Annotated in this window: 14 protein-coding genes; 13 read left to right on the top strand and 1 reads right to left on the bottom strand. The window is 40.3% G+C overall.

Annotation, left to right across the window (positions count from 1 at the left end; genetic code table 11):
* Positions 1 to 304 precede the first annotated feature (304 nt).
* From RWN13_RS23210 to RWN13_RS23155, 12 genes are all read left to right on the top strand, one after another.
* Complete coding sequence (locus tag RWN13_RS23210; protein ID WP_314068548.1) at positions 305 to 1576, top strand: PTS transporter subunit IIC; 1272 nt, start codon at positions 305 to 307, stop codon at positions 1574 to 1576.
* A 17-nt stretch (positions 1577 to 1593) separates the two neighbouring features.
* The gene (locus tag RWN13_RS23205; RefSeq protein WP_314068546.1) at positions 1594 to 2676 is read left to right on the top strand and encodes a zinc-binding dehydrogenase; all 1083 of its coding nucleotides are present in this window, start codon (positions 1594 to 1596) and stop codon (positions 2674 to 2676) included.
* Between the two features lie 25 nt (positions 2677 to 2701).
* Positions 2702 to 3361, top strand: coding sequence for a ribulose-phosphate 3-epimerase (gene rpe, locus RWN13_RS23200; RefSeq protein WP_314068543.1), 660 nt, complete (start codon positions 2702 to 2704; stop codon positions 3359 to 3361).
* Positions 3362 to 3365: 4 nt separating this feature from the next.
* The gene (locus RWN13_RS23195; RefSeq protein WP_314068541.1) at positions 3366 to 3791 is read left to right on the top strand and encodes an RpiB/LacA/LacB family sugar-phosphate isomerase; all 426 of its coding nucleotides are present in this window, start codon (positions 3366 to 3368) and stop codon (positions 3789 to 3791) included.
* An 18-nt stretch (positions 3792 to 3809) separates the two neighbouring features.
* A complete protein-coding gene (locus RWN13_RS23190; RefSeq protein WP_314068539.1) occupies positions 3810 to 4481 on the top strand; it encodes a ribulose-phosphate 3-epimerase in 672 nt (223 codons plus the stop codon).
* Positions 4482 to 4549: 68 nt separating this feature from the next.
* Complete coding sequence (locus RWN13_RS23185) at positions 4550 to 5611, top strand: galactitol-1-phosphate 5-dehydrogenase (protein ID WP_314068537.1); 1062 nt, start codon at positions 4550 to 4552, stop codon at positions 5609 to 5611.
* A gap of 137 nt (positions 5612 to 5748) precedes the next feature.
* Positions 5749 to 6414: a response regulator transcription factor gene (locus RWN13_RS23180; protein ID WP_314068535.1), complete on the top strand. Its 666-nt coding sequence runs from the start codon at positions 5749 to 5751 to the stop codon at positions 6412 to 6414.
* A gap of 81 nt (positions 6415 to 6495) precedes the next feature.
* Entirely contained in the window at positions 6496 to 7413 is a 918-nt protein-coding gene (locus RWN13_RS23175) for an ABC transporter ATP-binding protein (RefSeq protein ID WP_314068533.1), read from the top strand.
* Complete coding sequence (locus RWN13_RS23170) at positions 7406 to 8221, top strand: hypothetical protein (RefSeq protein WP_314068531.1); 816 nt, start codon at positions 7406 to 7408, stop codon at positions 8219 to 8221. The genes RWN13_RS23175 and RWN13_RS23170 overlap by 8 nt, the downstream gene beginning before the upstream one ends.
* A gap of 15 nt (positions 8222 to 8236) precedes the next feature.
* On the top strand, positions 8237 to 9133 hold the full coding sequence (locus RWN13_RS23165) for a HAMP domain-containing sensor histidine kinase (protein WP_314068529.1): 897 nt from the start codon (positions 8237 to 8239) through the stop codon (positions 9131 to 9133).
* A gap of 581 nt (positions 9134 to 9714) precedes the next feature.
* Entirely contained in the window at positions 9715 to 10776 is a 1062-nt protein-coding gene (locus RWN13_RS23160; protein WP_314068527.1) for a GHKL domain-containing protein, read from the top strand.
* A 10-nt stretch (positions 10777 to 10786) separates the two neighbouring features.
* A complete protein-coding gene (locus RWN13_RS23155; RefSeq protein ID WP_314068525.1) occupies positions 10787 to 11527 on the top strand; it encodes a LytTR family DNA-binding domain-containing protein in 741 nt (246 codons plus the stop codon).
* Between the two features lie 9 nt (positions 11528 to 11536).
* Here the strand turns inward: RWN13_RS23155 and RWN13_RS23150 are convergent, their stop codons facing one another.
* On the bottom strand, positions 11537 to 12436 hold the full coding sequence (locus tag RWN13_RS23150) for a hypothetical protein (protein WP_314068523.1): 900 nt from the start codon (positions 12434 to 12436) through the stop codon (positions 11537 to 11539).
* A 459-nt stretch (positions 12437 to 12895) separates the two neighbouring features.
* Here RWN13_RS23150 and RWN13_RS23145 point away from each other — a divergent pair, with 459 nt between their 5' ends.
* The gene (locus tag RWN13_RS23145; protein WP_314068521.1) at positions 12896 to 13141 is read left to right on the top strand and encodes a GlsB/YeaQ/YmgE family stress response membrane protein; all 246 of its coding nucleotides are present in this window, start codon (positions 12896 to 12898) and stop codon (positions 13139 to 13141) included.
* Positions 13142 to 13526 lie beyond the last annotated feature (385 nt).

Below are 13526 nucleotides of genomic sequence, written 5' to 3'. Positions count from 1 at the left end.
CGAAGCGAAGCGAAGAGCCGTTATTCTTAAGACGTAAGTCTATAGAGATAAGGGACATCGAAGCGTAGCGAAGAGCATTTAGCCCTTCAACTCTTAAAGTTTTTAACTTTTAGAGATTGATGAGATCGAAGCGAAGTGTAGTAATAGTGGACTTTCCGCAAGGCTTCAATCACATCAATTTCTAAGCACCAAGGTACTAAGAATTGAAGGTCGGACCCATAAGTAAAAGGAGGGCCCCTATGCTTAATGCTTTAGCATTTAGCAATAGTGGACACCGGACCCATCAGTAAAAGGAGGAAAAATAATGCAGTCATTGTTAAATGGAATTCAGTATGTACTAGGGCTGGGACCAACAGTAATTTTACCAATTGCGATTTTTGTTATCGGCTTGTTCTTCAGATTGTCAGTTGGTAAAGCCCTTAAGTCGGCAATTACGGTTGGTATTGGCTTTGTTGGGATTAATTTAGTTGTTGGGTTGTTATCGGATAATCTGGGAGTGGCAGCTCAACAGATGGTGGAGCGCTTTGGCTTAGAATTGACGGTGATTGATGCTGGCTGGCCATCTGCTGCTGCCGCAGCATGGGCATCACCAGTGGCAGCTATTCTTATCCCGATTATTATTGCCGTTAATTTATTTTTGATTTTTATTAAGTTTACTAAAACACTGGATATCGATATTTGGAATTTTCACCACTTTATGGCAGTCGGGGCAGTGGGCTATATCGTCACGGGGAGCTTCCTTTGGGCCATTTTTGTGGCAGTCCTCATGGAAGTGATTACCTTGAAAATTGCCGATAAAGCGGCGCCAATGGTTCAGGAGTTTTATGGGTTACCAGGGATTTCACTGCCCACAGGTTCAACCGTTTCATACGGCTTAATTGGGATGCCGATTGGCTGGGTCATCAGTAAAATACCAGGATTGAAAGATATTGAGATTTCACCTGAAACCATTCAAAAGCGCTTTGGGGTCTTCGGCGAACCGATGATGATGGGCTTGGTTATTGGGATTGTCATTGGTTTATTAGCGGGCTATGATCCAGGTGCCGCCTTACAACTAGGGATTTCTTTAGGAGCAGTCATGTTGTTAATGCCGCGGATGGTCAAAATTCTGATGGAAGGACTCATTCCGATTTCCGAGTCAGCTAGGACATTTTTACAGTCACGCTACAAAGATCGGGAACTGTATTTAGGACTTGATTCAGCCTTAGCCATTGGACATCCTGCCAATATTTCCACAGGTTTGATCCTAGTACCAATCACCTTGTTACTAGCCGTTATCATTCCGGGGAATAAGGTTTTACCCTTTGGTGATTTGTCGTCGATTCCTTTTTACACCGCCTATATTGTGGCGTCCCGCAAAGGGAATATCTTTCATTCCGTTATTACAGGTACGATTGTTATCGCCTTGGCCTTGTTAATGGCAACTAACTTTGCCCCTGTACATACAGAGATGATGCAAGGCTTAGATCAGTTTTCTAAACTAGGCAGTGAAATCAGTTCATTGGACACAGGGGGTGCCTCATTAAAATGGCTCTTCTTGAAGCTCTCTCAATTAGTGGCACCGTTCTTTAAATAAACTAGCAGGAGGAAGACATGAAAGCAGTTGTAAAGAAAGCCTTAGGATATGATCAAATGGATTTTTTGGACGTACCAGAACCAGAAGTTTATGGCGATCGCGTCAAAATAAAAGTGGCCTACACGGGGATTTGCGGATCGGATATTCACACCTTTAAAGGAGAGTACAACAACGCTGCAACGCCAGTCATTTTAGGTCATGAATTTTCTGGCAAGGTGGTAGCCATCGGGCCAGAAGTAAGTAAAATCAAAGTGGGAGACCGAGTAACAAGTGAAACAACCTTTGAAACCTGTGGCCATTGCCGTTTTTGTCAGTCAAAAAATTATAATTTATGTGCCCAACGGAAAGGACTAGGAACTCAAGCCGATGGCAGTATGACGGATTATGTGCTCTCAAGAGAAGAAAGCTGCCATGTGTTGCCTGAGAATGTGACCTATCAAGCCGCTTCTCTAACCGAACCACTTGCTTGCTGCGTTCATGCCGCTTTGGAAAAAACGACTATTAACGAAGGGGATATTGCCTTGGTGATTGGTCCTGGTCCTATTGGATTGTTGCTGGCTCAGGTGATTAAAGCCCAGGGCGCCATGGTGATTATGTCTGGTGTGACCCAAGATAAACATCGCTTAGCCTTAGCGAAAGAAATTGGCATCGATGTGGTAGTGGATTCCCTGACAGAAAATTTACCAGAGCGGGTGATGGCGGTGACACAGGGCTATGGCGTTAGCCGAGTTTTTGATTGCTCAGGGGCTATTGGAGCAGTGAATCAGGCATTGCCATTAACCAGTAAAGCTGGTGTGTTCGTCCAAGTTGGGCTCTTTGGTGAAAAAATGAACTCAATGGATCAGGAAGTAATCATTCAGCGGGAAATTGAGTATGTAGGAAGTCGTTCTCAAAAGCCGTCGTCCTGGGTTATTGCGTTGCAATTACTGGCGCGAGGTGAAATAAAGATCGACAAAATGATTACCAAAATAGTTGACTTAAAGGATTGGCGTCAAGGCTTTGATGCCGTGATGGCCGGCCACGAGATTAAAGTATTGCTAGAATCTAATCTAGAATGGAAGAAAGCTGACAAAAGTATTGAAGCCAGTCAGTCTAACTAATACAAACAAGACAAGGAGCAGTGAGATGACACAAGTAGCACCTTCAATCTTAGCCGCAGATTTTACTCAACTTGGCACTGAAATTATCGACGTTGATCAAAGTGGCGCTGATTTTATTCACATCGACAGCATGGATGGTCACTTTGTACCCAATGTGACCTTTGGCCCTGACGTGGTCAAGGCCATTAGAGGAAAGACCACGAAAGTTTTGGATTGCCATTTGATGTTCGCCAATCCAGACGAATACATCGAGGCCTTCAGTCAGGCCGGCGCTGATATTATCACCGTCCATTATGAAGCCTGCCCACATATTCACCGAACGATACAGCTGATCAAAGAACAAGGAATAAAAGCTGGGGTGGCCCTTAACCCCGGCACCGCCCCTAGCCTGTTAAGAACTATTTTGCCAGATGTTGACTTGGTCTTACAAATGACGGTTGATCCAGGGTATGGTGGTCAAAGCTTTATTGAAGGAACACTGGATAATATTGCCCAACTTGACCAGATGAGAAGAGAGAAGGAACTTTCCTATTTATTAGAAGTTGATGGGGGCATCAATCAGTTAACCGGCCGACAATGCGTAGAGGCTGGCGTTGATATTTTAGTCGCAGGTAGTTATATCTTTAATCAATCTGACAGGAGCGTTCCCATTAAAAAGCTGAAAGAATTAGAAAGGCAAAGGTGAGACAATGAAAATTGGCATCGGATCAGACCACGCAGGTTATCAATTAAAAACACGAGTGCTTAAGGAAATCAAACTTCCTGAGATGGAGTGGCTGGATATAGGCTGCCAGAGTGAGGTAAAAACCAGTCATGTCTTAATTGCAGAAAAAATGAGTCAGTTAATTTTGGCTGGTGAGATTGATTTGGGCATCTTAGTTTGTGGTACCGGCATAGGCATGTCCTTAGTCGCCAACAGACATCAGGGAATTAGGGCAGCCGTGGCCAATGACGTTTACAGTGCCATCAAGTCCAAGGAACACAATCATGCCAACCTACTGTGTGTTGGTGCCCGTGTATTAGGCGTTGAACATGCCGAACTAGTAATTGAATCCTGGTTGAAGGCTAAACCCGATCAGGCATACAAAGAGATTGCATTGAGACTAGATCAATAAGAAAAGAGGAGCAGACAAGTGGAAAAAGTAGTTGCCTCAATTATGTGTGGGGATCCCTTATATTTGGCAGAGGAACTGGCTGCCTTGGAAGCGGCTGGCATCGATTGGTTACACTGTGATGTTATGGATGGCGTATTTGTAACTAATTTGGCCATGGGGCCCTACGTTCTTGAACCAATCATTAAGACAAAAGGAATGACAACGGATATCCATCTGGCTTGTCAAAATCCTGAGAGTTACATCGAAATGTTTGCTGGACTTCAACCGGATTATCTAACCTTTCATTATGAAGCCACGGATAATATCACCAAACTATTGGGACAAATTCACTCTCATGGCATTAAAGCTGGTGTGGCAATTAGTCCAGGAACCCCAGTTGACGTGTTATATCCTTATTTAGAAAACATCGAGTTAGTACTGATGATGACAGTGGAACCAGGCTTTGCGGGACAGCTATTTAACTGGACTGTTTTGGATAAGTTAAAACAATTGAATCAGCAACTGGAGACGGTTACCAAAAAACCACTAATTGAAGTAGATGGCAATATCAATTCGGAAACCATCAAAAAAATCAGCCCTCTAGCCAATCTCTATGTAGTGGGGACATCCGCCTTATTTAATGATGAAGAGGGATCTTATTACGAGAAGGTCAGGAAAGTCGAGAGGTCTTTTGTCAGCAAGAGACGATAGAGGCAAGGGTTAGATCATAATAAGATCTAGGGATCTTAAGGATCAACCAAGAATCAGGAGGACATTGGATGAAAGCATTGAAATTGTATGGAAAAGAAGATTTAAGATATGAAGAAGCAGAACCACCAGTCTTGGAGACTCCTTCAGATGTCATCATAAAAGTGCAAGCTGTGGGCATTTGCGGATCGGATTTATCTCGCTATAAAAAAATTGGCCCCTATGTTTCAGGGATGGTTTGGGGCCATGAATTTTCAGGTGAGGTCAGTCAAGTGGGCAGTCAGGTTAAGAACCTGAAAGTAGGCGACCGGGTAACGGGATGCCCCACTCTCGTCTGTCAGGATTTAGGACAGGAAGACTGTTATTATTGTCAAAAAGCAGAATATGCCAGGTGTGACTCATTAACCGTGATTGGTGCTAGGCATCCAGGCAGTTATGCAGAATTCATTTGCTTGCCAGAAAAGAACGTGGTCAATCTCCCTGATAATGTGGATTATGAATCGGCTGCGATGATTGAGCCTTCTTCAGTAGTCCTTCACGGCTACTATCGGATGAATGTTACAGCAGGCGATAATGTGGTGGTGGTGGGCTGCGGTAATATCGGTTTATTGGCCATCAAGTGGGCCAAACTATTAGGCGCCCATCAGATCATGGCGATTGATATCAATCAAGAGGCGTTGGCAACAGCCATTCAAGCTGGAGCCACAGCGGCTATTAACAGCGACGATCCAATAACCGAAGTTAAAAGACTGACTAAGGGTCTAGGGGCGGATTGCGTGGTGGAATCCGCCGGCTCACCTATTACATCGGCTCAAGTTTATTCTTACGCCAAAAAAGGAGGTGCCGTAGTCTTTTTAGGAATTCCCTATGGCGATATTACCATCGAACGATTTTATTTTGAACGAATTGTCAGAAATGAGTTGACGGTCTTAGGTTCATGGAACGCCATTTCGGCCCCCTTTCCGGGAAAAGAATGGCAAACGACCATCGACGCTTTAGCCTCAGGGGCATTGGAAGTGAAATCGATGATTAGTCATCGCTTGCCTTTAGTTGAAGGACCGCTTATTTTTGAGCGAATGACTCATGGAGATGAACATTTTGGGAAAGTTATGTTTTTTCCTCAGACAAACTAAATACAAAAAGGAATGCTGACTAGCATTTCTTTTTTTGTCGCCTATCTTCATTAAATTCCACCTTTCGCTATACCATCATTAAATGATATACTTGAATCATTATTTTTATGACGAAAGCGTCAGGTAAGGAGAAGATTATGACAGCTATTCTAATAGTTGAAGACGATGCCTATATCAATGATCTAATTGAGGAAGCCTTAACCATGGAGTCTTATGAGTGTGTTCAAGCTTTTTCCGGAACAGAAGCCCTGCTATTGTTGGAAAAAAAGACCGTTCAATTGATCATTTTAGATTTGATGTTACCTGGAAAACGGGGAGAAGACTTGATACCCCTAATCCTTTGTCAGACAGAGGCACCGATTATTGTATTATCGGCGATTGATGAGCTGGCCTCAAAAGTTAAAGTCTTAACAAGTGGGGCGGCCGATTACATGACCAAGCCCTTTGATATTCAAGAACTGGTAGCACGTACCAAGGTACAACTGAGGTCGAAAGAACCAATCGATGAACGTCTCCAGTTTGAAACGTTGGCACTAGATAAAAACACTAATTCACTAATGGTGTCAGGCATCCCTATTTTATTAACCCCACAAGAATTTAGAATTATCGAATTATTAATGAGGTATCCTACCAAAATTTTCAGTAAACAAGATATCTATGAATACGCTTGGAATGAGTTTTATCTAGGGGAAGATAAAACGGTCAACGTTCATATCTCCAATATACGCCAAAAAATTAAAAAACAAGGGAATGAAACTTGGATTAAAACGGTTTGGGGAGTGGGCTTCACCTTGAAAAATTAGCTCTTTAACTTTTCTTTACCTTTTTTTGGCGTTAAGTTTGCTTTTGATGGGTAAACTGAAAGCAAGACAAGGAGGTTTAAAATGACTAATTATTTATTGGAAACACATCAACTAACGAAACGCTATAGAGAACAAGTGGCAGTTAACGCCGTTGATCTTCACATTGAGCGAGGGAGTATTTACGGTTTAATCGGTCGAAATGGTGCAGGGAAAACCACTCTTATGCGAACCATCAGTGGCTTGGCTAGCCCAACAAGCGGTACCATTTCCATATTTGGCGAATCAGGCCCGAAAGTCAGCAGGTATTTCTCCCGGATTGGCGTATTAATTGAATCACCAGGGCTTTATGGTGATATGAGTGCCGCTGATAACTTAAAGTTAAAGCAACTATGTATCGGCTTAAAAGGGAAAACATATGTTGGCTCTTTATTAGAGTTAGTGGGACTTGGTTCTGTCCGCAAAAAGAAAGTTAAAAGCTTTTCACTGGGGATGAAACAACGCTTAGGCATCGCCATGGCATTAATCGGCGAACCTGATTTATTGATACTGGACGAGCCTTTAAATGGCTTGGATCCGGAAGGCATGGTAGAAGTTCGCCATATATTAGTCAAGTTGGCAAAAGAAAAAAATATAACCATCATGATCTCTAGCCATATCTTAGAGGAACTGGAAAAGATGGCCACAACTTATGGCTTTATCCATCAAGGGGTTCTTGTAAAAGAAGTGACCCACGAAAAATTAATGAGCGAATGTAGTGATTACATTGAAATCCAGTTAGATGAACCAAGTTTAGGTTGTACGGTTTTGGAAGAAATGGGAATCAGGGACTATCAAGTTATCGATCAAAAGAACATTCAAGTTTATGAGCAACTCTCTAGAAGCAGTGAGATTAATTTAGCGCTAGGACAAGCTAATGTGGCGATCCGTTCGATCAGTTTGTCTCAAATTTCCTTAGAAGACTACTTTTTATCTTTAACAGGAGGTCAGTCTCATGGGTAATGTGATTAAAATGGATGTGTACAGAATGTTACGTTCGAGAAGCACCTATTACATCTTAATCGGTTTATCGTTTTTTCTGGTTTTTTTAATTAATAATAGCCACGAAAGCCTTTTAGATAGTCAAAAAGGATTGCCTGTCCCTAAAGCTATTGTTGGAATCGGCTTTGATGGAAATTTATTATCAGATCAAATGAGTCTCTTACAATTTTTTAAAGTCTTTGCTAGAAGTCAAAGCTTTATCTTAATACTAGCCATTTTTAGCGTACTTTTTATTAATCATGAAGAAGCTTCAGGTTTTACAAAAAACATTGCTGGACAAGTCCAAAAACGGGGGTGGCTCCTCTTTTCCAAATTTATTTGCCAAGGACTTTTTATCGTATTAGCCTTTCTAGTGGGCCTGGTCACGGTGTTAGCCGCTGGGGAAATGAGTTATGATGAGATAGTTCTTGGGAATATTGGTCAGTTGCTCAAGGAAGTGGGGTTACAGTTTATCTTCCACTTGGCTTTTGCCGGCATTCTTTTGCTGATTATCACCCTTATTAGACAGGCAATCGTTAGCCTATTGGTCAGTGTCTTACTATGTTTCGGTGCCTTTGCTTTTCTCTATCATGCCATTGATCGATGGATACAACAAGGTCTGGGAATACCTGATTTTACAATGAACAATTACACCATAACAGGGATCATTTCACAAGTCTCAATCGATTCAGCCAAGGGGCAACTAATCAGAGCTGTGATTGTTGCTCTGATTTATGGGATGCTAACAGTGGGCTTAAGTGTGACCATAAAAAACAGACGAGATCTATAACGAGGAGATGACACCATGACGATTCTGGTAATACTTTTAAGCATTTGCAGTCTGTTGACGATTCTTAGATTAGTGCAGTACCGACAGCAATTAAAAACAATCAACCAACAGCTACGTTTTATCCTGCGTCATGACAGTAATCTTCTCCTCACCACTCAAATAAGGGACAAGCAATTGAATGAGATGATTGTGTTACTTAATCAGGATCTAGTCAAACAAAAAAATAAAAATAGCGAGTTTCAGCGGCAGGAACAATTGGTGAAAGAAGCAATTACCAATTTAGCCCATGATATTAGAACCCCTTTAACATCTTTAGACGGTTATTTTCAGCTCCTAATCAAAAGTACCGATAACAATAAGAGAGCGATCTATGAGAGCATTATCAAAAATCGGATCACCACCTTAACTGAGATGTTGGAAGGTATTTTTATGTACACAAAGTTACAAAACAATGATTATGACATTCAATTAAGTCAAATTCAGATAAATCAACTGCTCTATACGAATTTATTTGCTTGTTTTCCGCTTTTTTCGGAAAAAGGAATTGAACCAGAGTTAAGGATCACTGAAGAGCCGTTAGTTATTTGGGGAGAAGCGGCTAGTTTATCACGGATGTTTTCCAATTTGTTGAAAAACAGTATTGATCACGGTTCGGGACCCATTAGCATCAACCTTTATAAAGACGCTCAACAAGTCGTTTTTCTCTGTCAAAATACAATCAATTTAGCAGAACCCATGGATACTAGCCAATTATTCGAACGATTTTATATGGCCGAAGCATCACGCAATGGACGTTCCACCGGATTGGGTTTGTTTATTACACGAGAATTAGTCAAAAAAATGAATGGCACCATCGACTTAAATGCGAGTCAGAATCTTTTTAGTGTCAAGGTATCTTTTCCCAGTTGTTAGTCGAATGGTAGAAGTTGTTGCGAGTCTGCAGCAACTTCTTTTTTTGTCGAAAGGAGAGCGGGAGCAATCATCAAGGGATAGATATCAGGAGATAGAGTCAGGTAGATAGGACCAAAAAAAAGCGATAAATCATTACTAAGGGTGATTAAAATCATAAAACAGGTGTCATTAAACAAAAATAACTATGAAAATAGTCATATTTATCATTTTGGCTAAAGATTGTTTGAAATTTCACGTTCGGTTATGGCATAATTAATAAAAAGGAGGCGATATTCATTATTGGAGGAATCATTTTATTTTATGTAGTTAATTTTTTACCAGAGTGGCTTATTGTTAATTTGGAGTTTAGTAACTTCTTCAAAGCCTTGGATTGTAAGCCTAAACATTGGAATCTATGGGTCCTTAATGGGGTTATGTGTTTTCTAACTACAAGTATTATTTTATTTACCCAAAATTTTAAACTCGCTAGTTTAATCTGCATTTTTTTTATTTTGATTGTAGGAGCTCCGATTGTTTGGTGGTCCTCAGAAGCTAGTTTCCAAAAGGTGTTAAGTATCTGTAGTTTATTAACAGGGGTTCATATGTCCTTTACTATTTTTGCAGATGTTATTAGCCAATGGTACATGGCGCAATTTAAAGTACCGGTGACTCTTAACACTCCCCTTTCATTAACCTTGGTTTATTTATCTGCCTATGTGGTTAAATTAGTGTTAGTTTTATTAGTTCGGAGATTTTTAAAGAATAATGGGGGGCGCCCTATTGTCAGTCATTTATTCCAAACTCAAGGCGTAAGTTGGGTAACGCTTGTCAGTTCAATGCTGATGATGGTAGCTATGCAAATTTTTAATTTTTATTATTATGATATTGTCTTTACTAATCAAGCTGCTTTTATTATTTTATTCGGCGTTTATCTCCTCTTCGGTACCATCTTTGGCTTAAGCCTAGCGATTCTAAGTTATATTCGGCTTTATCAAGATAAACTCAAGGCGGCAGAAGTGTTATTGATTCAACAACAATCCTATAATCGGGTATTAGAGGATATCCAACAAGATGTCCGCCATTTTCAGCACGATTATAAAAATATTCTATCTAGCTTTTATCTGCAACTGAAAGAAGGCCGAGTGGAAGAAGCCCAGGCTCTACTAGAAGAAAAATTTTTGTCTTTCGATCAAAACGTGAGTTATAACATCAAACAAATGAGCTTTTTAAATAATATCAAACCCATGGAAATAAAAAGTTTATTGCTGACTAAAATGTTGCAGATGGAACAACAAAACATCAAGTTTCAAGTGGAGGTAATGGATGCTATCTCAGAATTTCATATCGAAACAGAGGATCTAGTCCGTTGTTTAGGCATTTTATTGGACAATGCCATGGAAGAAGAATCGCTAACCGATGAAAAAACAGTTCATTTTGTGGCTTACCGAGAGGAATCAACAGTTACCATTATGATTAAAAATCATTTAAAGGAAGAGAAAAAGATCGCTGAAATAACCCAAGAAGGCTATTCAACAAAAGGTGAAAATCGAGGGATTGGCCTAAGTAGCTATCAAAAAATACTTAACAAATACCCTAATGTTTTTAACAAAACAGTTGTTTCAGATAACCAATTTCAGCAAGTCATAAAAATGCAAACAAGTTAGGAGGACACGAATGAAACAGATTTATCTATGCGACGATGAGTTAATTTACCGTGAACAAATTAATAGCCTGATTAATCGTGTGATTGATCAGCAGGATTATTCCCTCACTGTCACTGCTAAAGTGAAACATACCTCGGATTTATTGGCCTTAAGTTTTGATCATTCCGACAGCATCTATTTTCTCGATGTGAACATCATGGGCTCACCGATCAATGGATTTGAATTAGGGAAAGAAATACGCCGACGAGATCCCGGTGGCTTTATTATCTTCGTCACAACCTTTGAAGAACTAGCAGTAGAAACCTTTAAATATCGCTTGGCAGCTATGGACTATATCGTAAAAGATCAACCGGATAAAATGGCTAAGCGAATCGAACTGTGTCTAAAAAGCATTATGGAACAAGATGTTATGGAGGTGCCAGAAGAAACTAAAACCCTGACGTTTAAATTTGCAGATGAACTGATTCGGGTGGCCTTAGCTGAAATCATTTTTATTGAAACCTCTAGCCGCAGTCACATGGTTGTTATCCATACCCTCGATCAAACCATTGAAACAGCAGGGAATTTGCACGAATTAGAAGAACAGCTTGATGAGGAGTTTGTCAGAAGTCATCGCTCGTTTCTCGTCAATCGAGCATACATTAAACGCTTTAACTTGAAGCACAATGTCTTGGAATTAAGCACAGGTCAGACCTGCTTGGTTGCTAGAAGAATGAAAAAAAGTTTAAAAGAGGTACTGGCCCTCCTTTAAACTGATAAACTACTTCAGATGTTGTCGCCCACCACTAGCCTGGAAGTTAGATTGGACGTTATATCTGAGATAGGCATACATAAATAGTTGGATGAACACTGCGAAGCCAATTAAAACAGTGGCATTAAGCAGTAATGTAATCTCGCTAAAATACCAGGTGGCGGCGATAGCTCCGACTAACACTACGAGGTTAAGGAAAATCGTTTTGCCGATGTTACGCGTGAGTTGTTGATAATTAAAACGGGACGGCTCACCTTTTGATAAGCTTAAATCCTTTGATTTGAAAATGGCAATCGAATTTAACCCAATTGTTTTCTCCGGTTGATCGGCGTAGGTACTGGAAAGGCTGGCGCGAACAAATTCCCATCCCTCCCGTTGGTTTTCTTCAACAAAGGCACGCATTTCTTTGATTTTAGAGCTGGGATAATAAGCCACTTTGTAGTGATAAACAGAATCAGTTTGAATCAAATGAAAGCTAAAGTAGTCAGGTGAACCAGATTCCAGTAAAATTCCTTGTCTGCCTTTTTCATCCAGCCATGTTTCAAGTTCCGCTAATTGACGATAAGCCTTCGTACGAAAAACAGGCTTGCCGTCTTTTTTTGCTTTCACTTGCATGGTATATAAGAGCCAGTAAATAGCAAGACACAAGGCAAAAATATTAGCTAATGTTGAGCTGCCCGAATTAGTAACCTGGCCGAGACTAGTAACAACTGTAATAGTAAACTGTAAGACGAGTAACATTCCACCAAATAAAACAACTTGCTTTAAGGCTTCATTTTTTTCTTGATGGTGTTTAGGACTTAAGAAATGTCCAGTAAGGGAAATGAGTGCGACTAAGACGATGACATTAAAGATAACCTGTTGATGCAGGTCAAAAAAAGTGAAAAATGATTCAGTCAATTGTACCATAGGAAGCTCCTTTTAGTGATTTATTTATTACTATCATAAGTCGAGATACACATTAACTGTCAATTTTTTCTTAAACGGTCTTTTTTTTGCTTAAATAGTGCGAGTCAATAATTAAAACGGAAGCAACAGTGGCAAAAGAAATCGTGATGGAGAAGCTCAATTAGCGACTAGTGGTCAATCGATTAATAATGCCATCAATTAGAGGCGCAAGGGCTTTCTGTTATGTACTGTCACAAAAGCAGAAGACAAGAGGTTCCCTTAAAAAAGTAAAGATGAAAACCACTAATTAGTCTATTTTAGAAAAGGAGACAGTAATTTTGAATCTGTTAGATAACTATTTTCGAAAAACGAACCTTAACGTATAATTCAATAGTTTATTTATAGGTTATAAGCGTATTACTGTTCAAAATGCTCTGTTATATGCCATAATAATAATATAAAAAGAAGGAGTGAAAAGAAATGTCATTTATTTGGTCATTATTAGTCGGTGCGTTAATCGGTGTAATTGCAGGTGCAATTACTAAAAAAGGTGGTTCAATGGGTTGGATTGCAAACATTGTTGCAGGTCTAGTCGGATCATCATTAGGTCAAGCATTGTTTGGTCACTGGGGCCCAAGTTTAGCTGGAATGGCACTTATCCCTTCAATTATTGGAGCAGTAATTTTAGTCGCAGTGGTTTCGTTCTTCCTAGGAAGAGGAAAATAAATAAGTCAGTCATAACAATTTAGTAAACAGCAAAGCTTTGCTCTTACTCAAGTATAGCCCATAGAAGTAAAGGATGGACCTATAAGAAAAAGGAGGGCCCCTATGCTTAATGCTTTAGCATTTAGCAATAGTGGACACCGGACCCATAAGTAAAGGGAGGGCCCCTATGCTTAATGCTTTAGCCGTTATTCTTAAGACGTAAGTCTATAGAGATAAGGGACACCGAAGCGAAGCGAAGAGCCGTTATTCTTAAGACGTAAGTCTATAGAGATAAGGGACATCGAAGCGTAGCGAAGAGCATTTAGCGATAGTGGACTTTCCGCAAGGCTCCAATCACATCAATTTCTAAGCACCAAGGTACTAAGAATTGAAGGTCGGACCCATA

This window comes from uncultured Vagococcus sp. (assembly GCF_963518325.1).
In the GTDB taxonomy this organism is placed as follows: Bacteria; Bacillota; Bacilli; order Lactobacillales; family Vagococcaceae; genus Vagococcus_D.
Note: the sequence above shows the minus strand (reverse complement) of the source record. Positions and strands in the feature narration are given on the sequence as shown.